Origin of the sequence: Thermogemmatispora aurantia (assembly GCF_008974285.1) — a bacterium.
In the GTDB taxonomy this organism is placed as follows: Bacteria; Chloroflexota; Ktedonobacteria; order Ktedonobacterales; family Ktedonobacteraceae; genus Thermogemmatispora; species Thermogemmatispora aurantia.
On the sequence record NZ_BKZV01000002.1, the window covers coordinates 123,410 to 149,384 of the forward strand.

Annotated in this window: 21 protein-coding genes; 10 read left to right on the forward strand and 11 right to left on the reverse strand. The window is 62.2% G+C overall.

Translation table 11 applies throughout. The annotated features are described in order from the left end of the window. Positions 1–188: 188 nt before the first annotated feature. From ltaE to KTAU_RS07365, 4 genes are all read left to right on the forward strand, one after another. The gene (gene ltaE, locus KTAU_RS07350; protein ID WP_151727773.1) at positions 189–1,274 is read left to right on the forward strand and encodes a low-specificity L-threonine aldolase; all 1,086 of its coding nucleotides are present in this window, start codon (positions 189–191) and stop codon (positions 1,272–1,274) included. Between the two features lie 145 nt (positions 1,275–1,419). Continuing rightward, positions 1,420–2,124 carry a hypothetical protein gene (locus KTAU_RS07355; RefSeq protein WP_151727774.1) on the forward strand — a complete coding sequence of 235 codons (705 nt, stop codon included), beginning with the start codon at positions 1,420–1,422 and terminating at the stop codon, positions 2,122–2,124. A 165-nt stretch (positions 2,125–2,289) separates the two neighbouring features. Beyond that, on the forward strand, positions 2,290–3,150 hold the full coding sequence (locus KTAU_RS07360; protein WP_151727775.1) for an SDR family NAD(P)-dependent oxidoreductase: 861 nt from the start codon (positions 2,290–2,292) through the stop codon (positions 3,148–3,150). A gap of 89 nt (positions 3,151–3,239) precedes the next feature. Then, positions 3,240–4,151, forward strand: a complete 912-nt coding sequence (locus KTAU_RS07365; protein WP_151727776.1) for an oxygenase MpaB family protein — start codon at positions 3,240–3,242, stop codon at positions 4,149–4,151. 348 nt (positions 4,152–4,499) lie between these two features. Here the strand turns inward: KTAU_RS07365 and KTAU_RS21515 are convergent, their stop codons facing one another. The 5 genes from KTAU_RS21515 to KTAU_RS07385 form a co-directional block, all read right to left on the reverse strand. Continuing rightward, positions 4,500–4,655 carry a hypothetical protein gene (locus KTAU_RS21515; RefSeq protein ID WP_170293135.1) on the reverse strand — a complete coding sequence of 52 codons (156 nt, stop codon included), beginning with the start codon at positions 4,653–4,655 and terminating at the stop codon, positions 4,500–4,502. A gap of 145 nt (positions 4,656–4,800) precedes the next feature. Next, positions 4,801–5,142, reverse strand: coding sequence for a gamma-butyrobetaine hydroxylase family protein (locus tag KTAU_RS07370; protein ID WP_151727777.1), 342 nt, complete (start codon positions 5,140–5,142; stop codon positions 4,801–4,803). 141 nt (positions 5,143–5,283) lie between these two features. Next, positions 5,284–8,292 carry a CHAT domain-containing tetratricopeptide repeat protein gene (locus KTAU_RS07375; RefSeq protein WP_151727778.1) on the reverse strand — a complete coding sequence of 1,003 codons (3,009 nt, stop codon included), beginning with the start codon at positions 8,290–8,292 and terminating at the stop codon, positions 5,284–5,286. Positions 8,293–8,565: 273 nt separating this feature from the next. Beyond that, a complete protein-coding gene (locus KTAU_RS07380; protein ID WP_151727779.1) occupies positions 8,566–9,504 on the reverse strand; it encodes an anti-sigma factor family protein in 939 nt (312 codons plus the stop codon). Between the two features lie 430 nt (positions 9,505–9,934). Next, positions 9,935–10,720 (reverse strand): RNA polymerase sigma factor, encoded by a 786-nt coding sequence (locus KTAU_RS07385; RefSeq protein WP_151727780.1) that lies wholly within the window; start codon positions 10,718–10,720, stop codon positions 9,935–9,937. Between the two features lie 382 nt (positions 10,721–11,102). Between KTAU_RS07385 and KTAU_RS07390 the strand changes: the two genes are divergently transcribed. The 3 genes from KTAU_RS07390 (at position 11,103) to KTAU_RS07400 (ending at position 14,552) form a co-directional block, all read left to right on the forward strand. After that, a complete protein-coding gene (locus KTAU_RS07390) occupies positions 11,103–11,924 on the forward strand; it encodes a DUF4388 domain-containing protein (protein WP_151727781.1) in 822 nt (273 codons plus the stop codon). A 306-nt stretch (positions 11,925–12,230) separates the two neighbouring features. Further along, positions 12,231–13,748, forward strand: coding sequence for a cache domain-containing protein (locus tag KTAU_RS07395; protein ID WP_151727782.1), 1,518 nt, complete (start codon positions 12,231–12,233; stop codon positions 13,746–13,748). 132 nt (positions 13,749–13,880) lie between these two features. Further along, a complete protein-coding gene (locus KTAU_RS07400) occupies positions 13,881–14,552 on the forward strand; it encodes a hypothetical protein (protein ID WP_151727783.1) in 672 nt (223 codons plus the stop codon). Positions 14,553–14,570: 18 nt separating this feature from the next. On the opposite strand, the gene KTAU_RS07405 is transcribed toward KTAU_RS07400, so the two are convergent. The 5 genes from KTAU_RS07405 to KTAU_RS07425 all read right to left on the reverse strand — a co-directional run bounded on the left by KTAU_RS07405 (position 14,571) and on the right by KTAU_RS07425 (position 21,439). Next, the gene (locus tag KTAU_RS07405) at positions 14,571–15,332 is read right to left on the reverse strand and encodes an ABC transporter permease (RefSeq protein ID WP_151727784.1); all 762 of its coding nucleotides are present in this window, start codon (positions 15,330–15,332) and stop codon (positions 14,571–14,573) included. Between the two features lie 5 nt (positions 15,333–15,337). Beyond that, positions 15,338–16,357, reverse strand: coding sequence for an ATP-binding cassette domain-containing protein (locus tag KTAU_RS07410; protein WP_151727785.1), 1,020 nt, complete (start codon positions 16,355–16,357; stop codon positions 15,338–15,340). Positions 16,358–16,426: 69 nt separating this feature from the next. Further along, positions 16,427–17,038 (reverse strand): TetR family transcriptional regulator, encoded by a 612-nt coding sequence (locus tag KTAU_RS07415; protein WP_151727786.1) that lies wholly within the window; start codon positions 17,036–17,038, stop codon positions 16,427–16,429. Positions 17,039–17,174: 136 nt separating this feature from the next. Further along, positions 17,175–19,646 (reverse strand): aldehyde dehydrogenase family protein, encoded by a 2,472-nt coding sequence (locus KTAU_RS07420; RefSeq protein WP_151727787.1) that lies wholly within the window; start codon positions 19,644–19,646, stop codon positions 17,175–17,177. Positions 19,647–19,912: 266 nt separating this feature from the next. Continuing rightward, positions 19,913–21,439, reverse strand: coding sequence for a serine/threonine protein kinase (locus tag KTAU_RS07425; RefSeq protein WP_151727788.1), 1,527 nt, complete (start codon positions 21,437–21,439; stop codon positions 19,913–19,915). Positions 21,440–21,714: 275 nt separating this feature from the next. On the opposite strand from KTAU_RS07425, the gene KTAU_RS07430 reads away from it, so the two are divergent. The 3 genes from KTAU_RS07430 (at position 21,715) to KTAU_RS07440 (ending at position 24,761) form a co-directional block, all read left to right on the forward strand. Continuing rightward, the gene (locus KTAU_RS07430) at positions 21,715–23,004 is read left to right on the forward strand and encodes a pentapeptide repeat-containing protein (protein ID WP_151727789.1); all 1,290 of its coding nucleotides are present in this window, start codon (positions 21,715–21,717) and stop codon (positions 23,002–23,004) included. Between the two features lie 190 nt (positions 23,005–23,194). Beyond that, positions 23,195–24,049 carry a DUF4397 domain-containing protein gene (locus KTAU_RS07435; protein WP_151727790.1) on the forward strand — a complete coding sequence of 285 codons (855 nt, stop codon included), beginning with the start codon at positions 23,195–23,197 and terminating at the stop codon, positions 24,047–24,049. 94 nt (positions 24,050–24,143) lie between these two features. Then, on the forward strand, positions 24,144–24,761 hold the full coding sequence (locus tag KTAU_RS07440) for a class F sortase (RefSeq protein WP_151727791.1): 618 nt from the start codon (positions 24,144–24,146) through the stop codon (positions 24,759–24,761). A gap of 49 nt (positions 24,762–24,810) precedes the next feature. On the opposite strand, the gene deoC is transcribed toward KTAU_RS07440, so the two are convergent. Further along, positions 24,811–25,788, reverse strand: a complete 978-nt coding sequence (deoC, locus tag KTAU_RS07445) for a deoxyribose-phosphate aldolase (protein WP_151727792.1) — start codon at positions 25,786–25,788, stop codon at positions 24,811–24,813. Positions 25,789–25,975: the final 187 nt, after the last annotated feature.

Below are 25,975 nucleotides of genomic sequence, written 5' to 3' on the forward strand. Positions count from 1 at the left end.
TGATTTTTACCAGAGGCTCCATGCCGATCGGCACAGCACGGTCCGCATGGAGCCTCTGGCTTGCATTGCCGGGTTGCCGGGCGATTGCCTACACCATTGTGGCCTGTGCGATATACTGAAAGAGCATGCTCCTGCACCGCCTCTGCTGGTAGCAGAGAGAACAGGAAAGAAGGAGAGTACAGAGTACGATGGTAATTGACCTGCGCAGCGATACCGTGACTCAGCCAACGCCGGCCATGCGGGAGGCGATGTATCGTGCTGAGGTAGGCGATGATGTCTACGGCGAAGATCCAACGGTGAACCGCTTGCAGGAGCTGGCGGCGCAGCGCCTTGGCAAGGAGGCGGCGCTCTTTGTGACCAGCGGGACGATGGGCAATACCACGGCCATGTTGACGCACGTGCCACGCGGCGCGGCGGCCATCGTCGGCGATCAGGCCCATATTTACCGCTACGAGGGCGGGGGGGCAGCCCGCCTGGGCGGTATCCAGCTCTGGGTAGTGCCGAACCAGCCAGATGGAGGCTTCGATCAGGAGCAGCTGGCGGCGGCCATTACCGACGAGAGCGATGAGCATACGCCCCCGACCGCTCTACTGTGCCTGGAGAACACGCATAACCGCTGCGGTGGCCGTGTGCTCTCGCTGGAGCAGATGACGGCCCTCTGTGGCCTGGCCCATGCTCGTGGGCTGAAAGTGCACGTCGATGGAGCACGGATCTTTAACGCAGCGGTAGCTCTCGGTGTGCCTGTCAGGCAGCTTGTGGCTGAGGCTGACTCGGTGATGTTTTGTCTCTCCAAGGGGCTGAGTGCCCCCGTCGGTTCGCTGCTGGTAGGCAGTCGGGACTTTATTGAACGTGCGCGCTGGGTGCGCAAAGTTCTTGGTGGGGGACTGCGTCAGGCCGGAATACTGGCGGCTGCTGGCATTGTGGCCCTGGAGCAGATGGTGGAGCGCCTGGCGGAGGACCATGCCCACGCCCGTCTTCTGGCCGAGGGTCTGGCTGATTTGCCCCAGGTCAGGCTGGATGCTCAGCGCGTCCAGACTAATATTGTAATCTTCCGCCTGCAGGATGGCGAGCGCGTTCTACCCGAGGAGCGCTGCGCCGAATTTCTGGTTCGCCTGAAAGACGAAGGTGTGCTCCTGAGCAGCATGGGTAATGGCCTGTTGCGCGCCGTGACCCACTATGGCATCGAGCGCTCTCACATTGAGATGGCCCTGCTGGCCATCAAGCGCACTCTGGAGGCAACGCTGCCCCGAACGCGCGTGGGGCGCCTCTCTTAAGGAATGGCAGCCTCAGCTTGCGGAAGAACATAGGGGCATTGGAGCACGGGTTTGTGGCCGCGTCTATCACAGAGGAGGGCATCCTCTCCCTTTACGTCCCCCTCGCCTGGGGCCAGGGAGAGCTAGTGAAGCGAGGAACAGGGTCATGATGGGCAATTCTCCAGACTGGCGTCAGCAGATGAAAGCCGCTCGCCGGCAGGCGCGCCTGCAAGCACGGCTCTATCGACAACAGGTGCGTCAGCAGGCGCGCGCCTATCGCTGGCAACAGCGTCTCTATGCCGGTCCTTTGGCCGGTCTGGGCACAGTAGTAATGCTCATAACTTTTGCCGGAGCCGCCTATGCGCTCTTTAGCGGTCGCTGGGGCCTGCTGTTTCCCCTTTTCTTCGCCGGTTTAGCTGTGAGCTGTCTTTTCCAGTCTCTGGCCCGGGGACGGTTGATGGCTGGCCTGAACGGCTTTGTCTGGCTGCTAGCTATTGCGTTGCTGATGGTAAATGGCTCCTGGAGCTGGCTCCTGCTGGCCTTGCTCTTCTCCATCATCATCAGCAGCCTGGGATCGAGTCTCACGGGCCTGTTTGGGATGCAAGGGCCTACGCCGGCCCCACCACCCTTTGTCAATCCACCAGCTACAGCGCCAGAGGCACCCACCAGCGGAGTCGACGAGCCGCCCTACACGCCTTACCATCAGGGTTACCCGGCGCAGACGCAGGCCGCCGGGGGTATGCCGTCCGATACCTCCATGCCCGCCCCAGAGGAAAAGGCCTCCTCTGCCAGGCGCTACACCCAGCCGCTGGTCTCTTACCCCGAAGAACCCCCCCCAAGTCCCGAGGTCCTGCCACCGCAGTCGCGCTGAGCCGCAGGCCGCAGCGCAGGCCCGTCCCCGCCTGACCTTGCAGCTCACTCTCGGACGCGGTAGAATCCGCACAGGAGCCTTGTTCTGCCCCGTAGAGTGGCAGAACAAGGCCCGAGAGCGCACAGCTCGAAGAGAGCAGAGCGAAAGCGAGAGGAGCTGCGAGCAATGACAGTGACAGCGATTGCGAACGCCGTGGCCGTCGTCACAGGGGCAGCCAGCGGCATCGGCCTGGCAACGGCCCGCGCCCTCCACGAGCGAGGCGCACATGTTGTGCTTGCCGACATTAACCAGGGCGGCTTGATGGAGGCCGCCCAGCGCTTACAGCAGGAGAGCAGCGGTCCGAGGCAGGAGCGGGGCAAGGTCCTGACTGTTGTCACCGACGTCACCGTTGAAGCCCAGGTCGAGGAGCTAATGCACCAGGCAGTGGCCCTTGACGGCGGTCATCTCGATCTGGTAGTAACCAGCGCTGGCATCGGACGGGGTGGGCCGATCGACAGCTTCACCGCCCGCGACATGGAGGCGCTGCTGGCCATCAACTTCATGGGCACCTTCCACTGTGTCAAGGCAGCTTTACCTACCATGCGCCGCCAGGGCCGTGGCCACTTCATCTTCCTCTCGTCGGTCGCTGGCAAGCTGCCAGTGCCCGCCCTCAGTGGCTACTGCGCGAGCAAGTGGGCCGTGCGCGGCTTCGCCGCCGCGCTGCGGGCGGAACTCTATGGCAGCGGCATCGGCATTACAACGGTCTATCCCTCTTGGGTAGACACCCCCATGGTGCAGCAGGCCGAGGCCGACTCGCAGCTCCTCAACATTCAGGCCCTGCTCACACCCGAGCAGGTTGCCGAGGAAATGATCCAGGCGGCCCTGCACGACCAGCACGATCTGACGCTGGCGCCGGATCGCGACACGGCTCTGATTCTGCAAGTCATGGAGCAAGATCCTGAGAAGGCCGAGGAGCTGATGGGACGCGCCTTCCAGCAGCGTCTGGCACAGCTCCAGAGGACTCATCAGGAGCAGGAGCCAGCATAAAAGGCAGACATAGCTCTAGAATATCACGAGAGTGAGGAAGGAGGAAGCCTGAGGCAGGGCCCAGCCGGGAGCAAACGAGGAGAACACACATGAGAGAGGCCAGACAAGTGGAGCCAGGACGAGCAGAGGCTGGCCTTCACGGCTACTACGGCCCCGAGAGTGTGACCTGGAAAGTTACACGCGAGGCCGCCATTCTGCTGGGAGGTGCGCGAGCGGTGCTGCTGCAGATCGCCCACCCGCTGGTGGCCGAGGGCGTCTATACCCACAGCAGCTATCTTACTGATCCGGCGGCACGTACCCTACACACGTTCATGCTCGGCCAGATTCTGACTTTTGGGGACAGACCCGAGGCCCATGAGGCGGCCCGCACCATTAACCGGCTCCACGCCGGCGTCTTCGGCCATTTGCCCCAGGACGCCGGCGCCTATCGCCGCGGCACTTTCTACCGCGCCCGTGACCAGGAGCTGCTCCTCTGGGTGCACGCCACCCTGGTAGACACGGCGTTGCTACTCTATACCAGCCTGATCGGACCGCTGACAGCCGACGAGCAGGAGCGCTACTACCAGGAGAGTAAGGCCCAGGCGCGCTTGCTTGGACTGCAGCCCAGATATATGCCAGCGTCGCTGGCTGAGCTGCAGCACTACGTCGAGGAGATGGTCCAGAGCGATCAGCTGGCGGCTACACCCCAAGCACGCCGTCTGGCCCATACTGTGCTGTTTCCGCCCCTACCGACCGTCTTTCGTCCTGTGCTGCACTTCCATTTCTTGATCACCTGCGGTCTGCTGCCGGAACGGGTGCGTAGCCTCTACGGCTATCCCTGGGGACCCTGGCATCAGCAAGCGTTTGACCTGGTTATGCAGGGACTGCGCAGCACGCTCCCGCATCTGCCGCTCAGGCTGCGCACCCTGCCGGTGACGCAGCACATCATCGAACGCCGCCTCTCATCGGCCCGTTTGCAAGCCTACGCCCGCTCGATACGCGAAGCACGCGCCTCAGCCTGAGATCTCAAGCCCAAGCGGACAGGGGCACAAGCGCACCTGAGTAGGGGAGATGGGAGGATCGACAAACCAACCAGAGTCGGCGCTGAAGAGATGCGGCGGTCGGCGGTCCTGAATGAATGGGGAGAGATAGGAGAGGGCTGGCAGAGAGCAGCCAGGTCTGACGGTAGGCAACAACGCAAGCAGCAAGCGGCGACCTGTCCAGGCCGGGAAGGAGCCAGCTTCCTGGCCGGTCAGATCCCGCTGGCTGCCAGCCGGGCGCGGGGATCAACCGAGGGGGCCAGAAGCGCAGGCGACCACCAGCCACCGGGCCAACCAAGAGGTACCTGCGCGGCAGACCTCTATTCCATGCTAGTGTGAGACAGCTCCACTTGCAAAGAACGCCAGCAGCAGCAGCCAGCTTATCACAAAAGCCACCAGCAGGCGAACCGTCCACCCCGAGAGCAGGCGCCCTGCATGGCGGCGTGCTGAGGCGCTCTCGTGCGCAGGTGAGCTTCCTCCGCTCATGGAGAACCTCCTTTCACAAAGACGGCGCTCACTCTTCTGCAGCGAGATATGCATGTCTGCCATTGTCTAGATGCACTACATTTACTACTATGGCTCAGAGCGCCGTCTTTGTTAAGAGGGACAGGACTTCTGGATTGTTCCTGTCCTACCTGCCGCTGGGACGACACTGCGGGCATTCACAAAGCTGACGCAGCTTTTCAAAGGTAAAGATGCCCGTTCGATGGCCATCTTCCCAGATAGGAGTCAGCCCATAGCGTCCCACCGGCTCCAGATTGACCAGCGTTGTCTCTTCTCTATTCAACTGCTGCCGGCGCTGTAACATGCCCGGCGACCCGCCTTCGCCAGCACAGAAGGCACAGGGGCAGGCCCGGCGCAGCTTCTCCCAGGAGTGGATGCTCTCATGCCCGTCACTCCAGCTCAAGATCAGGCGCCGCTGCTGGTCATCCAACAGAAAGGACGTGGGAAAAACATCGCGCTCTTCTTGCATCGATCCGCTCCTTGCAGCACGCGCGTTGGCGAGGAGACGAGCCACGGCGGCGGTTCTCCCCGCTTACTGTCACGCGCTCCTCTTTTATGCTCCATCCGGCCCAAATTATATCCTACTGCCAATCTTCCAGCGATGGCCAGTTCACTGGAGTAGAGGACCCGGGTCGCCAATCAGCTGATAGGCCGCCCAGAAATAGGGATGAGCATAGCAAGCATGTGCCGAAGAGCGCGTCCGGGCCAGAAAGGCGCGCTGAGCCTCGGCCAGGGCCATGACCTTGGAGCGACCGGCCAGTAACCCTTCGTAGAAAAGCGTCATCAGTTCGGCACTACTGGCGTCGTCTACCTTCCACAGCGTTGGCAGCAACGAAGCAGCTCCCGCATAGAGAAAGCCCCGCCCCAGGCCCATGACCTCATCCACCCCTCCCAGGGCCACCCGCCCCGTCTCACAGGCACTCAAGGTCACCAGCGAGCAAGAGGCCAGGTCAAGATTAAAGACCTCAATGGTGCTCAGTTGGCGATCAGCGAGCTGGATAAAGGAGAAATTGGGAGCATCGAGACGGAAGAGACCGTGGGCCGCGATATGCAACAGCGGCGCCAGCGGACCTTCCTCCAGTAAGCGCGTACTGGTGGCCTCCGCATCAAGATAGCAAGGAGCACCCAACAAGCGGGCCACGGCCTGCGCCTCGCTCACCGCCCACGGCAGGCGTCCGCGATCGGAGAGACCCAGCACCAGTGCCTGGCGCAGCGCCTGACGGGTTGTCCGCCGGCGCCGACCGCGACGTCGGCAGACCTCCAGCAGCCCCAGAGAGGGCAGATACGAAACTGCCACACGCTCCACCAGAAACTGCACCCCGTCGAAGAGGCAGTGGAACGGTAGATAGTGCAGCAGGCCATAGGGGACCACCAGTAGATGCTCGCAGGAGTAGAGGACAGGAAGCACCGGATCTAGTAGGAGGTGATAGAGCCTCTGCAACAGACCCAGGCAGTTCTCTTGTAGCGCCGCCAGATCAAGGATCGCCTGCCCAGCCGGGGCCGCTGCCTGGCCTGCCAGATCGAGATTCAGGCGCCAGAGGGCATAGAGGCGCTCCAGCTCAGGCACAGCTCCCCGCAGACGGCGCCAGCGCAAGTGACCCGCTGCCAGCGAAAAGACATACAGATCCTCTCCAGCCAGAAAGTACTCCAGCACCACTGTCCGCGGCTCCAGCGAGCCTTGCAGGTCCGCCAGGCGCTCCAGCCAGCCTTCTTCCACTTTTTTCGCGGCCCGCGAGGGATAGGTGCTGCCTATAGCTGGCAGGCCCAGCCGCTCCAGCAAGCGCTCAATCTGTCGCTCGCGCTGCCGCATCTCCTGACGGGCACAGGCTGGGTCAAGCGCAGGCAGGCGCCTGATGGCCGTATCGCTCAGTTCAACCGCCCGTTCCGTGCCATAGACGAGCGAGCTGAACCAGGCTTGTTCCTCACGCAGGCGCGCCAGCTCTTCCAGCAGCGCCTCAACCTCTGGCTGCCCCGCCCGCTCGACGTGGACACGAATCTCAACGGTATTGCGCAGATAGTCGCCGAGCACCCGTGACTTGGCCTGCTCAACATACCCCAAAGCCTGGGCCCCATCTCCACGGAGCAAGGCCAGGCGTACCGCCCTTTCATAGAGCGTTCGCTTATCTTCCAGAAAGCTGGAGCGCGCATCAAAGACCAGGCGGGCCTGAATTTCCTCGATCCCCTGGACCGCCCGTGCATAGGCCCGAGCAGCCTCCTCCAACTCCCCACGGCCCTCCGCGAGCTGCCCGCGTAAATCCTCACAGCGATAGACCAGCTCCAGCAGGCCCTGCTCCTGCGCCATCTTCAGAGCCTGAGCACAGAGCGAATCAGCCAGCGCCTCGTCGCCGCGGCTCATCGCAATCTGAGCCTGCAACAAGAGGGCACGCGCCAACTGGGGGAGGGCTGCCTGTCTGGAGAAGGCTGTAGCCGCCAGACGCACCGCCGCCAGGCTCTCCTCAAGTTGTCCACTGGCAAACAAGAGTTCTGCCTGCAACAGCGCCAGCGAGGCCGCCGGTACCTCCAGGCCACTGGTCTCCAGAAGCGTGCGCGCCTCCGCTAACAGCGTTTCGGCGCGTCGCAGCTCTTTCATCGCCAGGGCTGCCTGCGCCTGCCACATCAACGCCAGCGCCAGGTGGTGGCACCCGCGACCACCAGGAACCGTGCGGAAAAAAGCCGCCGCCTCCTCCGCCAGCTCAGCCGCTTCACGAGCGCGATTCAAACGCAGCAGGCAGTAACAGGTCTCGCAGGCCACTTCAGCGGCGGCCAGCGCCAGAGCGTGCCGCTGAAAAGTTGTCCGACTGCGTTCAAAGAGGGCGAGGGCGCGGCTAAAATGGCCCTGAGCTGCATAGATCTGGGCCATATTCAACTCCTGACGTGCGACCGCCAGCTCCTGACCGCGATAGGAGGCGAAGATAGCCCGCGCCCGCTCGTGCAGCGCCAGCGCCTCACGGAGGCGTCCCAGGGCGGCCAGGGTGACAGCCTTATTGGCCCAGGCGCGGGCCAGAGGCAGTTCAATCCCCTCGCCGTGGCGTCGATAAGCCTCGATAGCCCGTTCAAAAAGACTGAGGGCCTGGTCGTAGTGACCAAGCTCATAGTGGACGATGGCCGCATTGGCATCCATCTGACCCACGCGCAGCCAATTGCCCTGCTGTAGGAAGATCGCGCGTGCCGCCGCAGCGTCCTGCAACGCCTCCTGGAAACGGCCCAGCTGGAGACAAACCGCAATCCGTCCGCTGCGCGTGCGCGCCCAGCCGAGGTAGTCATCGCAGGCTAGAAATGCGGCCCCAGCCGCATCGAAGTCCCGCAACGCCTCCTCATCGCGCTCCAGGCGCCGCAGGGCCTCGGCCCGAGTCAGCAAGCCAAGCCCACAATAGTCGCACCTCCCTGTCCACTCGCCGATCAATAGCAAGTAAGCAGCCAGGCGTAAAGAAAGCTGCGGCTCATCGTGCCAACGCCGGTCGGCCTCCCGCTTCAGCCACATGACCAGGTGAGCCAGGGCCGAGGGGTCCAGTAAAGGCAGCTGCTCCCTCAGCAAGCGCTGGCCCTCACTCTCGTCTGCACTCACAAGCAGCTCAGCCAACAGTTCCCAATGTGCCCCAGTGTTGCCCCGGTATGCCATACAGAACGTTCCATTCCTGGACCAGGCCGATCCCAATCACCAAGACCCACAATGATACAGACAATGCCAAAGAAGAAGCCAAAAAGAAACCCCAAAGGGATGGAGAGAAAAAACCTGACAGCGAGCCATTGCCCCCCTTCTTTCTCTCCCTCAGCCAGATTCCAAACGTTTGGATGGCCAAAAAATCACGCAATGCCAGCCAGGGGAGGCAGAGAGAGAGGTCGCTGAGCAAAAGCCGGCAGAAGTGAGCGGCGCAGAGAGAGCGTGAACGCGCTACTCTGGGAGAGCGAGCTGCAGCGACTCAATGACCACAGTTCCTTCAGGGAACTGCAATTCGAGGGTATAGGTTTCCGGGGCCAGAGCGGAGAAGAGGAAATTGCCCAGCTCATCGATGCGACCAGAGCGCACGGTCCCCGAGGCGGCAGTCAGGCGCACCGGCGTTCCCTGAAGGGCCTCCAGAGCTGTTCCCTTGCGCGTCACAAAGCCGATCAACTCCAGACCATCCTGACGCGAGGAACCATGTTCTACATGGAGTGAAATGCTAAAATCCTCGGCGCTATAGCGACGCGGCCAGAGCGCCTCAGCCTGTTCTGATGGGGTCAGATCACGCTGGTAGGCCAGGCGGGGCTGGGGAGCGAGCAACGTGGCCACAATCCGGCGTGCGCTGGCAGCCATCTGCTCACCCAGCGACGGACGGCCCGGACGGGCCGACGCCAGGGGATGGGTCTGGGGAGGAGGGCCATCATCCAGGGACCACGAAGAGGGCCAGGGCAGCATCTCGCCCACTTCGGCCTCTGCCGGAGCCTCTTCCTCCTGCTCAAGGGCCAGCGAGGCCGCCAGCTCCAACTCAGCAAGGTCCAACTCAGAGAGCGGGGAGGCTTCCGCCAGTCGCGTCTCCGAGGCGAGAAAGTGGGAGAGGACCGCCAACTCCGCCGCACAATGCTGGCAAGTGGCCAGATGGAAACGCACCGCCACAGCGACCTCCTTGTTGAGCAGACCGAGATAATACTCACCAAGCACCTGAGCCGGGGGGCAGTCCCAACGATAGAGGGATTGGAGCAAAGTTAACTCAAGGCGGCGATAGCTCTCCACCCGGGTTGCACAGGCGGGGCAAGTAGCCAGGTGCTCCAGCACAGCAGGTCGCACCTCCTCGCCGGCCAGATAGGCAAGCATCTCTTCGTCGCTGATAGCGCCCCGTTGACGACATTCCATGAGCGTTTCCTCTGACTGAACTGGATAAGAATGGCTGGCAGCGGCGTCATCTACAGCCCTACTCACCCACGGCTCCAGACCTCCACCCAGGCTCTCAGCTCACCGGACCAGCGAGACCGCAGCAGCTATCTGCCTTCTTTCTTCCTTCTTGCGTCTGGTTTGAGCAACCAGCACAGACCCGACCGGCTTTAGGAACCGAGTCGAGAGGTAAGCCGTCTGCCTACCTGTCTGCTTTCCTGACTTCACCACCAATAAACGGCTACTCCTGCGATTTTAACGCCTTTGGCAGCCGCCTGCAAGAGCCAGGCGGGGAAGCCCCTCACCACCTGAACATCTCTGCGCCTCCCTCCGGCCTTCACAGACTGTGAATGAAGCCCGCCTCTGACCGGCCAGAGTGGAGCGAGAGGGACCTGAGCGATCAGTGATCACTCTAGCTGCCCTTCATGAGTGCCTGCAAACGGCGATTGCGTCGCAGACGATCGAGCATATTGCGCTTCAGGCGATAGACATCGTTCACCGACGGGAAGAGATGCTGAAAGCGCAGGCAGATCTCTGAAGGCTTCAATCCCTGAACATAGGCCAGATAGATCAGCATGCGCTCCTCCTCGCTATGCAGCTCTTCCAGGATCGCCTGCCAGAGATCCTGAGCCGAGAGCTGAGCCACCACCTCCTCGGCAGGATCGGCGACCGCCGGCTCATGCTCGAGAGCCTCTAGCGTCTGCTCAAGCTGCTGAAGCTGGTGCACACGCCTCTCATCGGTTACCACGCTGTGCACGCACATCTTCAGATACTTCAAGAGCGCAGCCAGGGAATCGAACTGCTGGACCCGGCCCGGAGTGAGCGCCTGGGCAAACTTCGCGAAGACCAGGTTCACTACCGACTGGCCCCCATCATGTTCCAACACCGGGGAGGCCGCCGGATGCTGATGTACCCAACCCAAGACCAGGGGGGCATACTGCTGATAGAGGCAAGCCCAGGCCTCCTCGTCCCGCAGCATTAAAGCCCGACGGAACAGCTCCAGACAGTAGCGCTCGTCAGCACGATTCTGCTTCAGAAAGCGGCTCGTCTCCTCGGCACAGGCCCGCGCCAGAGCGGGAACTGACCACTGCGCCAAGGGTAACAGGCGCTCATCCATCTCTGGCCGGGCCGCGGCGCCGCTTGCGACCTCTGGCTGCGGCCCAGTCTCGCCATGAGAAGATGAGCCGCGAGACTCCATAAGCAGACGCTCCTCTCTGGGTACAGGCCATAGTGAGCGCTTGCCAGCCCCAGCCAGCTACTGGACCTGACCGGCTGCGTGCAAACGCTCTTGCAGTATAGCATCAGCCGCGACGGCTGGCAAGCCCGAGGTGTCCACTCCTGCCCGCCTGTCTTGGTGCAGGCAGGTACCTCCCCACACTGCCTACCGGCCCGCTCCACCTGGAGCCGGGCGGTAGTCCGCCCCCCTACTTTCCTTCTGCTTCCCTACACCGATCCAGCATACTTAAGATCGACCAGGCCTTTCCCGAAATACCAACCATGCAGATTTTATCACAGCAGGCACCTGGAACAGAAACAGCCCCTGACGTGCTAAGAAAGATATCCCAGAAGATACGCTAGGGATGGTACATTTACCCCGTCTATGCTATCATAGATTGACGGTTGCTGCCGACATTCGTCTCAATGGGGAGCGGAGAGCGGACATCATCGGGCAGAGCGAGGCACCCATGCCACAGCAACGACAAACAGTCACTAATCGGCTTGCCGACGTGATCGAGGTCGTTCAGTTAGGACGCAAGACGGGCCTGCTGACGGTCGAGCGTGGGGAAGGTACAGCATTGGAAGAGGGTGCCATCACTTTTGTGAATGGACAGCCTGTGCAGGCACGGCTCGGGCCACATAGCGGCGCAGAAGCCCTCAGACGCTTGAAGCTCTGGGGTCCTTGCCGCTTTGCATTCGTACCTTTCAGCCCTCCCTCATCCCCACTACCGCCTTTGCTCGATGGGCACGCTACTCCCGGCTCACTGCCGGCTCTCCCGCAGCGCCAGGGAACCGATCCGCGCTTGCGCCGGACGCCCGCACCCTCTCCTTCGGGCCCACTTGGCTCGCTCTCCTTTCCAGGGTCGGGCACAGGCCCAGATACAGGCCCGCGGATCACCCCACCGCTGCCTCCGCGCCAGACTGAGCCTAGACCGGACAGGAGGGTGCCCCTGCCCGGCAGCGGGACTTTCTCCCGCACCCCAAGCCGTGTGCCGCTCTACGACGACGCTTTGCAGCGCCTGGAACAGCTCGGCTTCTCTCGCGCCCATCGCCGGCTCTATCTGCTGATCGATGGTACCCGCACACCAGCCGAGCTGGCCCGCCTGATGGGCCGCAGTGAGGAAGAAGTCCTGCGCCTGCTCTCCGACCTGGAGCACGCCGGCTTCGTGGCCCCTTCTTCGTAGTAATTCATTCAAGGATGAATACCTATTAATAAAAAATAGGTTTTTATCAGGCAATAGAGAGGATGTGGCGCTCGACGAGCGCCAACCCTGGCCGCCCTCCGGCCCAGCCTGGCAGCTACCCAATACCCTGCCAGTAGCCAGGCCCGAGATCTTGTCTAATACTCGCCCCCGCTAGGACCGGCGGTCGAGTTCGCGGCAGGCCAGGCCACTTCATCCAGTAGGACGGCGCCAGCATCAGTATGTCAGTGCCAGTAGACCGGGGCGCCGCTGGCCGCCCCCTGGATACCAAAGGACGGGTTTTCTCCCATGCGTGATCAAGCGATATCGTCATATCGCCGGCGGGGCCTCTCCCTGACCGCGCGCGTCTCTTTACTCCTGGTTTTTGTCGCTATCGTTCCGCTGCTCATCACCATCGTCGTCAGCCAGTTCATCTCTCTCCCAGCGCTGACTACCCAGGCCCGCACCTCTCTGGACACCGACTCCAGCGAGCGCGTGCAGTTGATCAGTAACTATCTGAATGAACGCCTGCTTGACGCCGAGACCCTCGTCCAGGTCCCCTCAGTGATCCAGTTCCTACTCGCTCCCCCTGCTGAGCGCGAAGATCCAAACTTTAGCGTTCACTCACTTTATGCTCTACAGGCAGGAATCAACCGCGATAATCGCTATTCACTCTGGTGCCTCTTCGACGCTCAGGGACACCTGGTACAGTACTGGCCGACTAACGTCCACCCCCAGAACCGGGGCCAGTCTCTCGTACCCCTCCCCTATCTGCGGCGTGTCGACGCCAACCAGCTCTTTATCTCCGGCGTCTACTACGACAGCGCCCATAATAAGGCTTCGGTCGATATTTATGCTCCTATCACCTATCAGAAACATGTGATCGGCTTCCTGCGTGCCTCGCTGAATATCGATTTCATCTGGGACACGGTCAACAGCGAGACCGGCGCCAATGGGCCGGGCAGCTATGCCTTCCTGCTTGACGAGCGCGGGGTGCGCATCGCCGATCCCAATCCCGCACGCCGCTTCAAGGCGGTGGCCCCTCTCTCGACTCAGGAAATGCAGGATGTCAAGACCGAGGGCCTCTATGGCCTGCAGGGCAATCAGGATAGCCTGCCACTGCTGGCCGACAACACGCTAGCTGACTCGCTGCGTAGCAGCCAGACGTCTTCGTCCTTCCAGGCCACCCCCGCCAGCGAGAATGAGCCGTACGAGATCCTGCGGCACAAGATGACAGTCGTTCCCTGGACTTACTACGTGCTCAGCCCGGTCAGCACGGTGACGGCGGTGGTGAATAACCAGATGGTGAGCACCATTGTGATCGCAGCGGCCATGCTCTTGCTGGCCTCCTTTGTCGGCCTCTGGCTCGGTCAGCGCATCACACAGCCAATACTGCGTTCGGTTGACCACCTGCGCCGCAGCAGTGAGTCGCTGCAGACGCTGGCGGCCAAGCAGCAGAGCTCGTCTAGCGAACAGCAGTGGGTAATCGATTCCGCCCAGGTGGGTCTGCAGTCGGTACAGTATTATACCGATGCCAGTAATGTGGCCGCTCGCCAGCTGACCTCAATGGTGACGGAACTGCTACAGCGCTGGCCCCAGCTTGACGCTCGCACGGCCCAGCGAGCTTTGCAGGAGATGGCCAATACGGCGCGCTACATCGAACAGGCCATCCAGTACCAGGAGACAAGTAATCAGAAACTGGCGACGGCCATCAAGGTGACCACCCAGGTGAGCGAGCAGCTCGCGGCAGGCGCGACTTCGGCGACGAACGCCGCCGAACAGCTGGAGCAGGTGGTGCGCCAGCTCCGCCGCGTAGTTGGCCGCTAGCCTCAGTACTGCTTGCTCCTTTTTCTCGCAGTGGAATAGCTCGACGAGAGAGCAGCGACAGGACGATGCCCACGAGAACGCGGGATCGTCCTGTCGCTTTGTTAGCGCCAGACAATTAAGGAGGTGGGACCGATGTCCACCCGGTTCAGAGGAGAGCAGGCCGGCGAGCTGGTGCCGCTTGGTCCTATCGTACGCCTCCAGGTGCAGACGGCCCCGCTGAAGGTCGCCGGGGGCGAGGAAGGGCTGCGCTACGATCCCTCTCCGCTGCGGTCAGTGGCCCAGCTCTGGCTATCTGCGCACGGCGTTTTCGCTCTGCTGCCTGATGGTAGCCGCCTGCTCGATGTTCATCATCAGGACTATCCAGGCTCGCGCAACCGTGGCGGTAAGAATGGCGTGTCGCTGGGCTTTACGGCCCATTATCAGGCGATGCGCGCCCGCTTCGGGGAGCATCTGACGGATGGCTGCGCCGGAGAGAATATTTTGATCGCTACTGAGCAAGCACTACGCCTGGAGCAGATCGAGCACGGACTCCTGATTGTGAGAGCCTCTAGAGCACAGCCAGTCGTGCTGACCCGACTGCGTGTGGCAACGCCCTGCCTGGAGTTTACGCGCTTTGCTCTGGGTCCAGAGGCCTGGTTTGCCTCTTCGCCGGAGCTGAAGGCGGCTCTGCAGTTTCTGGACCAGGGTCAGCGCGGCTTCTATGCAACCTGCCTTTCAGAGGAGGCGGTGGCTATCTCCTGCGGCGACCAGGTCTTTGCTTTGCCTGCCCCGGGAACGGGACGGGCAGAGGCCGCCGCAGGGTGAATAGAACAGGTCCGCTGCTTAGGCGACCGCCCGCTTGAGAGAGCGCAGACCCCAGAAGAGGGCCAGTAGCGCGAAGACGCCGGCACAAAGGTAGCCCTGCCAGACGGCTACGTCACCTAGCCTACCCAGGAAGAGGGCCCGCGCCCCATCCACAACATAGGCAAAGGGATTGAAGTGGGCTATCGCCCGCAATGGAGGGGGTGCCAGCGTCAGGGGCAGTAAGACGCCCGAGAGCAGCAGAAGCGGGACACTGACCATGTTGAGCAGGGACGAGAGGGCCTCAGCACTGCGCAAGAGAAAGGCCAGGGCATAGGAGCAGGCCGCCAGGCCCAGACCTAGTAGAACAAGCAGCAGGAGCGCCAGTAAGAAGCTACCAGGGGAGACTCGCAGCCCGAGCGGTAGGGCAATGAGACAGATCAGAAGCACCTGGATGAGCAGGGTCATTATGTCGAGCAGCACGCGGCTGAGCAAGAGAGCCGCCCGCGTCATAGGCGTAACAAGCAGGCGCTCAATGAAGCCGCCCTGCAGTTCGACCACAAGCCCAAAGCCAACATAGCCTGCCCCAAAGAGGGCCATCATGACCAGGAGTCCCGGAACGTAGAAGGTCATGGCTTCTCCCGCCGCTATGGCCGGGATGCCGCTGAGGTTCTGCAGCAAGGGCGCAAAGAGGAGGAGATAACACAGTGGCTGAAAGAGGCCAAAGATGACCCAGATAGGATGACGCCAGGTCTGCCGGGCCTGGCGCAGCCAGAGATACCATACACTAGAGAAGAGAGACATGCTGCTCACCTTCCTTTCCAGGCGAAGGCAGACCAGGCACCAGGGCTGGCTGCCTCAGCCTGGGCCTTCTTCAGAGAGCGACCGGTATAGCGGTAGAAGACGTCATCCAACGAGGGCCGTTCCAGAACCAGACTGCTGACGGTCAGACCAGCCTCTTCTAACAGACGTAGCACAGCAGGAAGGGCGCTTTCCCCATGCTCGACAGAGAGGCGGAGCTGCTCGCTGTCTTCCTGGTGAACGGCCCGGACAAAGGGACAGGTGCCCAGAAGATCGCTCGCTTGCTGTCTGACGCTGGCCGACGCAGATGGCGCCAGGGTGAGGATGAGGGTCTCACCTGCGCTCTCTTGCTTGAGCCGGGCAGGACTGCCATCAGCGATGATGCTCCCCTTATCGATGATCGCCACGCGCGTGCAGAGCTGATCAGCCTCGTCAAGATAGTGGGTGGTCAGAACGATGGTGGCCCCCTGGGCCCGCAGACCGCTCAGACAGTCCCAGAGCTGCCGCCGACTGACTGGATCAAGACCAAGGCTCGGTTCATCGAGCAGGAGCAGAGGAGGACGATGCACCAGGCCCAGCGCCAGATCGAGACGCCGACGCTGGCCTCCCGAGAGGGAGCTGACTGGCCTGCCGGCCAGGTCATTCAGCTCCAGCTGCTCTAACACTTCGCTCACCCGCCGCCACGCTGCTTGGCCTCGCAGGCCATACAGATGGGCTTGCAAGAGGAGGTCTTGAAAAACTGTTGCCTGGATATCCGTACCTCCCTGCTGACCGACATAGCCGACAGTGCGGCGAACGCGCTCCGGATGACGCCGCAGATCGGCGCCGGCTATGGCCACGTTTCCCCGGTCCGGCGGGAGTAAGGTGGCCAGTATCCGCAGCAGGGTGGTCTTACCCGCCCCGTTCGGCCCAAGAAGACCAAAACATTCCCCCTCCGAGACGCTCAGAGAGAGACCCCGCAGGGCTTCAACGCTGCGACCCCGCCAGCGATAGCTTTTCCAGAGGTTGCTGACACTGATGAGAGACATCGCTGTGCCTTCTCCTTTCGCTTTTATATACATACCGAATGTATGTATACGAGCTAAAAAAAAACTGGCTCAGGAACGACGCAGGCCGCGAATGAAGATCTCGACGGCCTCGGTAGCGTAGGCACGCAGAGAAAAGGCGCTGGGATTGAGAAGCCAGAGGCTACTCAGGCCAACAATCAGGCTGTAGGCGGCGGTGGCCGCCTGCTCGGGAACGACCTCGGCGCGAATCTCGCCGGCCTCACGGGCGCGGCGCAACAGAGCGGCAAAGTGGGCAATGCTGGCCTGAACAGCCTGCACCTTTTCCTCGATGCCGCTCTGCAGCTCGGGTAGCATACCTGTGCGCATAGTAGTCAGCTCCAACATAGCTCGAAAGTCGGCATCCTCTTCAGGGTAGCTGAGCCAGGCCAGCAGGATTGCTCGTAGCGCCTCCAGCGGGGCGCTGTCGCGCCGATAGAGCGGCAGCAGCTTGCGCGCGGCCCGCTCGTACTGCTCGCGCACCAGGGTATTGAACAGATCGGCCTTGCTGCCAAAATGCCACTGGATGGCTCCACGTGTGGTCCCGGCCCGGCGCGCAACTTCCTCTAGAGTAGTGGCCGCATAGCCGTGTTCCAGAAAACAGCTCAGGGCTGCCCGGAGCAGCTGCTCACGTGTCTGGGCCGCCGCTTCCCGCGTTCTCCTCATCGCTCGCTCCCTCTCACCTCTCTAAATACATACATACCACATGTATGTATTCTTGTCAAGGGGAAAGCTAGAGCTGATCAGCAAGCTGCCAGGTGAGACACCGCCGCCGCCGCTCAGCGTGAGCGGCGGCACCACTTTATTCACCATAGGGTACCCAGATATTTTTGACCTGGGTCGCCTCGCGCAGAAACTCCTCGCCCTCGCCCTGGACGGGGTCGAGCCAATCGCGCGGATGGCCATAGTTGACCCAGGTACGCTTCATATTGCTCGCCGCGGCCAGCTCAACGCGCTTGCAGCCCTCGGCGCTGCCGAAGTACCAGACCGCCTCGACATCCTCGTGTTCGGCCAGGACCTGAACGAGGGGCTCGCGCTCGCCGGTGACGATATTGACGGCCCCGGCAGGCACATCGGAGGTCTCGAAGACCTGGTAGCAGTCGGTGGCGCTCAGCGGAGCCTGTGGCGAAGGGATCACCACCAGTGTATTGCCCATTGCCAGCGCGGGGGCCACCAGCGAGAGGAAGCCCAGCAGCGGGAACTCATCGGGGCAGGCAATACCGATCACTCCCACTGGCTCACGCACGGCCAGGACCATCCCACGCAACGGTGGGCGGTGAATGCTGCCCTCGAACTTGTCACACCAGGCGGCGTAGCTGAAGAGGCGCGCGATGGCGGCCTGTACTTCTGCCGCGGCATCTGCATAGGGGCGGCCCGTCTGCTGGACCAGGCGCAGGGCAAACTCTTGCTCGCGGGCGGCCAGGTTCTCGGCAATGTAGAAGAGGATCTGGGCCCGCTGGTGAGGAGAGGCTCCGCTCCAGGCGCGGGCGGCATGGGCCGCCTCGACGGCATTGCGGATGTCCTTGCGGTTGCCAGCGCCGACCTGGCCGATGATCATGCCCTGGGGATCGCGCACCGGCAGGCTGTAGCCGCTGTCTGGGCGGACCTGCCTGCCGCCGATGAAGAGCTTGGGGGTGCGATCGATCGGCGGGATGCGCCCCGCCAGATCGGCAAAGACCTCGCTGCCGGCCAGGGCCAGGCCGTTGCTTCTATGCTCCGCATGGCCATTGCCGCTCTGGGCTTTGTTCTCGCCGCTTGCCGGTGCTTCCGCCAGCCCACGACGCCGGCTCGCCCGCCCACCGGCCCCCTCCCAGCGAGGACGGACATACTCATAGAGGCCCTCCTTGCCACCCTCGCGTCCAAAGCCGCTCTCGCGATAACCACCGAAGCCACAGGAGGCGTCGAAGAGATTGGTGGCATTGATCCAGACGGTGCCTGCCTGCAAGCGCGCGGCCACATCCAGGGCCAGATTGATATTCTCGCTCCACACGCTGGCCGCCAGTCCGTAACGCGTGTTGTTAGCCAGCGTCACCGCTTCCTCCGGCGTACGGAAGGTCATGGTAACAAGCACGGGACCAAAGATCTCGACCTGGGCAATGGTCATGGCCGGGGCCACGTTGGTGAAGAGGGTCGGCGGGAAGAAATAGCCCTCGCGTGGGCAAGCTGTCGACGGCTGCCAGAGCTGGGCCCCTTCTTCGACCCCGCGCTCGACCAGGCGGCGGATCTCGCGCAGCTGGGCCTCCGAGACGATCGCTCCGATATCGATGGCCTTATCCAGCGGATCGCCGACGCGCAGCTTCTCCATGCGCGCTCGCACCTTGGCGATCAGGCGATCGGCGATGCTCTCCTGGACCAGCAGGCGCGAGCCAGCGCAGCAGACCTGACCCTGGTTAAACCAGATGGCATCGACGACGCCTTCGACCACGCTGTCCAGGTCAGCATCCTCAAAGACCACGAAAGGCGATTTGCCGCCCAGCTCTAGCGAGAGGCGCTTGCCAGAGCCGGCGGTCGCCCGGCGAATGGCACGACCTACCTCGGTAGAGCCGGTGAAGGCGATCTTGTTGACATCGGGATGACGCACCAGAGCCTCGCCAACCTGCCCAGCCTCGCCGGTCACAATGTTGACAACCCCTGGCGGCAGGCCAACCTCTTCGACAATCTCGGCGAATTTCATGGCCGTCAGGGGAGTGTAGCGCGCCGGCTTGAGGACGACTGTATTGCCCATTGCCAGGGCTGGCGCTACTTTCCAGGCCAGCATGAGCAGGGGGAAGTTCCAGGGAATGATCTGTCCCACGACCCCTAGCGGCTCGTAGCCAGCCAGCTCGCTCTCCATGAGCTGGGACCAACCAGCATGATAGTAGAAATGGCGCGCAACCAGCGGAATATCGATGTCGCGCGTCTCGCGAATTGGCTTCCCATTATCCAGCGTCTCCAGGACCGCGAGCAGACGCGCATGCTTCTGTATATGGCGGGCAATGGCATAGAGGTAGCGCGCCCGCACATGACCGGGGGTCTTGCTCCAGCCCGGGAAAGCCCGCCGCGCCGCGGCTACCGCGGCATCGACATCAGCAGCGTTGCCCGCGGCGACTCGCGCCAGAACTTTGCCCGTGGCCGGATTGATGGTCTCCAGATACTGAGCGCTGGCCGGCTTGACCCGGCGATTATTGATGAACAGGTCAAAGGGCTGGTGCTGGGCCAGCCACTGCAGGGCAGGCTCTGCCGTCTCGGGCGCCGGCCCATACTCCATTGATTCGAACAGCTCTAAGATACTCATAGCAGTGATGCGCCCCCTCCCTCAACGTCTCGCAAGAGAGCCGACGACAGGCCATCGGCACGGGCTATTGTATCCCGCCTCGCCCCCCGGCGGCAAGTCCCCAGCAGTCCTCAGCTCACCACACCAGCCCGTCCTCCACAGCAGGCGCCCGGGCAGCCAACCGCGAGCAAGATGACGACGGCAGCCTCACGCCTCTTCTCTCCAGACCATGTTTACAGAGGGTAGAGAGAGGAGTCTAGAACAGCCAGGGTTCTTACGTGGGTTACTTACTGGCTGGGAGGGAAGCCGGGCGAGAGGGACCACAGGCCGCTCTCACCTGTAAAACGGTTGTTCTCATCATGAACCTCGAAGCTCCCAGCCATCTGGCTCCCGACCTTGATCATGCCCTCGAAAACCAGGCTAGCCTTGCCGCCGTAAATAGACACCGTAAAATGGATGACACCTTGCTGATTCAGCGTTCCTGAGCAAGGCCCACTCTGTCCCAGGCCACTGAAAAAGCCCGAGAAGCGTCCTTGATGCTGCTGCAGGTGCGAGAGCACCAGTAGAGTGCGTGTGCTGGTCAGCAGATCCTGGGCAGTGCCTACATAATCGGCAAAGAGAGCCGGATAGGGATAGGCATCACCTGCCAGAGGCACCTGCGACGTGGCTTTGGCCGGCGCGCTCCCTGGGGCTGTCGACGACCGGGGCGCTAAGGAGCGCGCGACGAGCGAGTGCAGCGGGCTGCTCAGGCCAATCGCTACCGCGCCTGCTACCAGTGTCAGCACCAGAGCCAGGATGAGTGCGCTCAGCACCAGGCGGCGCCGCCGACGATGTGCCTGCCGGAGATTCTCCTGGACCTTGCGTTCCGGGAATAACTCGGTCGAGGCTGCCATCGCCTCCAGCGAGGGCGTTGCTTCCTCGGGGGCCGTGGTCGCCTCTGGATCGAGGCGGGCGTGGCTGACGACAGCGCGCCAGAACTCGCGCACACTGGCAAAGCGCTCCTGGCTGTTCAGCGCCAGGGCGCACTGGAGATCTTCGCTGACGGCACGCGGCAGGCCGGGCACCAGCTCGTGAGCGGGTCGCAGGGGATCACGCTCCGCTCCGTTTTGGAGGAGAAGCACGCGCTCAAAGGCATCGCAGGGGAACTGGCCCGTCAGCAGGGTATAGAGCGTCGCCCCCAGCCCATAGACATCGGTGCGTATATCAGTGCGCCCTCGTCCCCCATACTGCTCCGGTGCCGCGTAACCAGGGGTCCCCTGGCGAATCGTTGTCGTCATGCCATCAGGAATATAGAGCTTGGCCAGACCGAAATCGACCAGCATGGCACCGCGTCCCGCCGCAGGGACGATGATATTCGATGGCTTGATATCGCGATGGATGACGGGCGGCTGCTGGCTATGCAAATAGTCAAGAGCATCAATGACCGGCTCCAGCGTCGTCAGCAGATGGGCTAAGGGAATGCGCCGGCCAGGGGTGAGGCGCCGCAGCTCCTCCAGGTTGGCGCCGCGGATATAATCCATCAATAAATAGCTGCGCTGATTGCGCACATCGTCGAAAAAGCGATAGACGCGCGGCAAGGCCGGATGCTGCAGCCGCATCAACAGACTGGCCTCCAGGGCCAGGCTGCGCCGCTCGCGCTCGGTGGTCGTAACAACTTCTTTGAGGGCAAAGAGCTTGCCGGAGCCACGCAGTTCCATCACCAGGTAGACCGAACCGAACCCTCCTGTGCCCAGACAAGCTTCGACACGATAGCGGGTCTGAGTGGGATCTTTAATGATAGATCCCGTTCTCAGCCTGGTCTGTGTCCTCTGCATCGCTGACTCCAGCTTATCGACACGCTTGGGTACAATATCTGTTCCATTATACGAACCGCCCGATAGATAAACAAGGGTTATGCAATGATCTTGCTCTCCAACGCTCACTTGCTATCCTGGCAAAATGTGAGCTTCGTGATCATGAACACGACATTGCAACCGCAGAGATAACAAAGTTGCACCCTCTGCTCTGCTATGCTTCCGCCAGGATGACAGGAAAGAAAACTGGGCTTTTGTAGACAGGCGTCCACTATCACTGCACGGAGACCGGGCAGATGAGCGATCCAGAGCATTTAGCTATACTCAGGCAGGGAGTGCAAGCCTGGAACCATTGGCGTCAGCAGGCACAGCCCCTGGTATTTTGGAGGCCATCCCCTCTCTACGGCCAGGGACCAGACCTTAGCGGCGCCGATCTGCGCGAAGCAGACCTGGCCGGCATTAATCTCGACCATACGAATTTGCGCGGCGCCAATCTGAGCGAGGCCAATCTGAAAGGTGCCAGCCTGCTTCTGGCCGATCTGCGCAACGTTAATCTCCAGCGGGCTAATCTCTGCCGGGCCCGTGTAACTGCCGATCTGCGCAGCGCGGATCTACGTGAGGCCCTTCTGGCGGGCGCGGATCTGCGCGGCTCCTGGCTCGATGCAAGTATCAGATTGGAGGGAGTTCTTTTGCAGGACGCTGAGCACGGCAGCGCACGGCTTGCTGGCCTCGACTGGTCGCAGGTTAAGCTGGCAGCCATCGATTGGGAGCAGGTCACTATCCTGGGCGATGAAGAGCTGCTCTTTGCTCCATCACAGCCCGGAGACGAGCCGAGCGCTCTGAATAAGCGCCTGGAGGAATACGAGCGTCTCTGGCAGTATGAGAGCGCGATCCGCTCCTACGAGTCCCTCAGCCAGGCTTTGCAGGAGCAGGGATTGCCAGCCCCGGCTACACGCTTCCGGGAACGGGCGCGCTTGCTTCGACAGCACCCGGAATATCGAGAACTTCGGCAACACCATCGAAAAGAGCGCAGCCTGAGAGCAGCCCTGGACACGGCCATTGCACTACTGAGGTGGGGAAGCCTTCCAGGCGGCCTGGCCCTGGCTAGCTGGGGCCTGGCTCTGGTTCTCTGGCAGCCCTGGCCCGGTCTGGTTCCTTTGCTGCTGGGCATGCTCGTCTTTGTCAGCAGCTTGTTTTCGCAGCTCAGAGAGAGAAAGCCTGCTTTTCCCCCGAGCCTGGTCCTGGCGCAAGTCCTCGCGACGACGGGGCTGGTCGCCAGCATAGCGCTCTTCGTGCTGGGTCCACTCCTGCTCGTTGCTCGGAAGGCGGGAGCCGCCGTGAGCCTCTTGCTCTCTCTCTTCGGGGGAAGCCTTTATCTGGTGAGCATCTTCAGCCTACGCTCTGAGCAAGGTTCCTCCATCTTCGCTCGCTTCTCTGTGATAAGTCTCCTCCCACTCTGCATCCTTCTGCTTCCTGGCCTGCTATGTATCGTTGGACCACCTTCCTCGCGCCCTGCGATGATCTTTGAATCGCTGATCTTACTCCTCCTTGCCTCTTCAACATTCTTGATAGGGAGAGCACAGTGATCTATGCAGAGCAGTATTTTCAGAGCAGATTGCAGCTGTCAGGGGCTACAGAGAGAATGCCTGATGCCAAAATTTCACTTTACTCGTAACCATCTTCGTTCGTTCTACCACCAGAAAGCGCTTCTGTCTCGGACCTAACCACGCGGACCCAGCCAAAGGCAGGGACAAGTTGATCTCAAGAGGAGAGCCTATGAGAAACTGCATGCGTTGTCGCCCCAAGATGGGCAGCCTTCTGCAGCTGTTCGCCATACTCTGCCTTATTTCGCTCGTCTGGGCACCAGGGCTAAGAGCTACTCCGAAGGCGGCGGCCTCCCCCTCGGCCTTTGTGCGCATCATGCATGCCTCACCCGATATCGGTGTGGCCGACGTCTTTCTCGATGGGCAGCGGGCCTTGAGCAACTTCCAGTTCGGCACGGTCACCGACTATCTGGCCATCCCACCAGGGCCACACAAGGTGCAGGTGGCACTGATCGGCAAGGGACCAGATGCAGCGGTGATTACGCAGACCCTGTCAGTTGAGCCAGGCTTCGCTTATACGGTGGCGGCTATTGGTGTCCAGGCGACTGGCTTATCGCTGGTGGTTTTCAAGGAGGATAATAGTCTGGCCGCCGGCAAGGCCAAGTTGCGCTTCTATCACCTCTCGCCCGAGGGCGGGCCGGCCACGCTGACCGCCAATGGCGCCCCGCTGATTAAGAATCTACAGTATCTGCAGGCCAGTGACTACACCCTCCTGGCCCCAGGGCGCTACACCTTCGATGTGGACCTGGCGCAGCAGCACATCTCTCAGCAGACAACGCTGGAGGTGGCTGCCAACCAGATTACCAGTATTTTCAGCATCGGGCTACCGCTGGGGACGCCAAAGCTGGAGCTGGTAGCGCGTCAGGTTGCGGGCACGCCCGGTCTGCCAGACACCGGTAGCGACCCCGGAACCTCTGCCAATCCGCCTGCTCAGGTCGGCGTGCCTGTGGCTTTGCCGCTGGTCCTGACACTGCTCTTGCTTTTGATCGGTGGATCGACAACTCTCTTGCTGCGTAGCCGACGCTAAGAGTAGACGGAGGCGCAAGGCGCGGTCACAGGTCCAAGATCGCGGTCGACGTTGGCAGCTGAGGAGTCTTCTCTCAGGCAGAAGGATACCTGGGTTGCAGTTGCTGCTGAGGGCCTGCTCTCTGTTGTTGGCTGTCTTGCTCTTGCTGAACAGCTGCGGCTCGACCGGGGCGGCCACCACTCACGTCCGTGACGGTCAGCCGCTGCTGATGGGGGAGGCTCGCTTTCCCGATCGCTCTCCGCGCTCGACGAGCGGCCAGCCAGGAGTGCCGACGCGCCTGCGCATTCCGGCTATCGGCGTGGATGCCATCGTTGAGGCAGTGGGGGTAACGGCCAGTGGCGAGCTGGAGGTGCCAGTGCGCCAGCCCTGGGACGACGTGGGCTGGTACCGGCTTGGTCCGCGCCCTGGCGAGCGCGGCAGCGCCGTGATCGATGGGCATCTCGACCGTCCTGGGGGAGCACCGGCTGTCTTCTGGCGCCTGCGTGAGCTGAAGCCAGGCGCCGTCGTTCAGGTGCTCGATACTCAGGGAGAGTGGTGGTCTTTCCGGGTACATGCTCTGGCCTACTATCCTCCGGCGCAGGCCCCACTACAACAGATTTTTGCCGATACCAGCGGCCACTACCTCAATCTGATCACCTGCGCTGGTGACTGGATCGCCAGCGAGCATCAGACACAGCTCCGCCTTGTCGTCTACACGACGCTGATCACCTGACGCGGGACAGTCGGGTGCCCCGCGTCAGGTCGGCGAGCTGGGTGGCTCACTAGACCAGGGGGTTATAATGGGCAGCGGCGTAATGGCCGGTGACGAAGTAGGAGAGCTGGCGCTCGATGTCGGAGAGCAGCCCACTGGCTCCAATGCGGAAGAGGCGACCGCTGAGCCACTCATCGCCTAGCTCTTCTTTCATGAGGATCAGCCAGTCGAGGGCCGTCTTGGCGCTGCGAATGCCGCCAGCAGGCTTAAGGCCAACCCGATAGCCCGTGCGCTCGTAGTACTCGCGGATGGCACGCGTCATGACCAGGCCCACCGGCAGAGTCGCATTGACGGCTTCCTTGCCGGTAGAGGTCTTAATGAAATCAGCCCCGGCCATCATGCAGACCAGACTGGCCATGCCAACGTTGCGCAGCGTGGCCAGCTCGTGCGTGGCCAGGATGGTCTTCATGTGGGCTTCGCCGCAGGCTATGCGGAAGGCTCGCACTTCGTCATAGAGGGCCTGCCAGTTGCCGGTCAGGACGTGGGCACGCGAGATGACCACGTCGATCTCACGAGCACCGGCACGCACCGAAGCCGCGATTTCTGCCAGCTTTTGGTCCAGCGCGATCTGGCCGGCAGGGAAGCCAGTGGAAACGGCGGCCACAGGAATCTGGGTACCGCGCAGGGCCGCCACAGCCACCGGGACCAGGTTGTGATAGACGCAGACTGCCGCTACCTGGATGCGCTCCTCGGGGACTCCAAGCGCCTCCAGCAGCTCGCTGCGCACAGGATGGCGCGCTTTGGCACACAGCCGGCGCACCGTGCCGGGCGTATCGTCCCCGGCCAGGGTGGTGAGGTCCAGACAGGTGATGGCTCGCAGCAGCCAGGCAGCCTGCCATTCGCGCTTGACGGTGCGGCGCGTCGGCAGAGTGGCCGCCCGGCGCTCGACGGCGCTGCGATTGGCGCGCACTTCGCGCAGCCAGCCCAGATCAAGCGGCACACCAGGATTACGCTCATCCCGCGGCTGGTCTTCTTGCCCCTGCGCCATCGTGGGCTGCTGCTCTGGATGCGCACTTACGCTTTGCTCTTGCGCCTCTGGCTCTCTTTTAATGGTAGTCACTGCTCTTCCCCCCATAACATTGGTGGGCGCCACTTGCAGGCTAGCGCTGCCCCAGACGGGTTCTCACTGGACGCGCCAGCGCCAACAGTTGCCCAACCTGAGTCGAAGGCCCGCT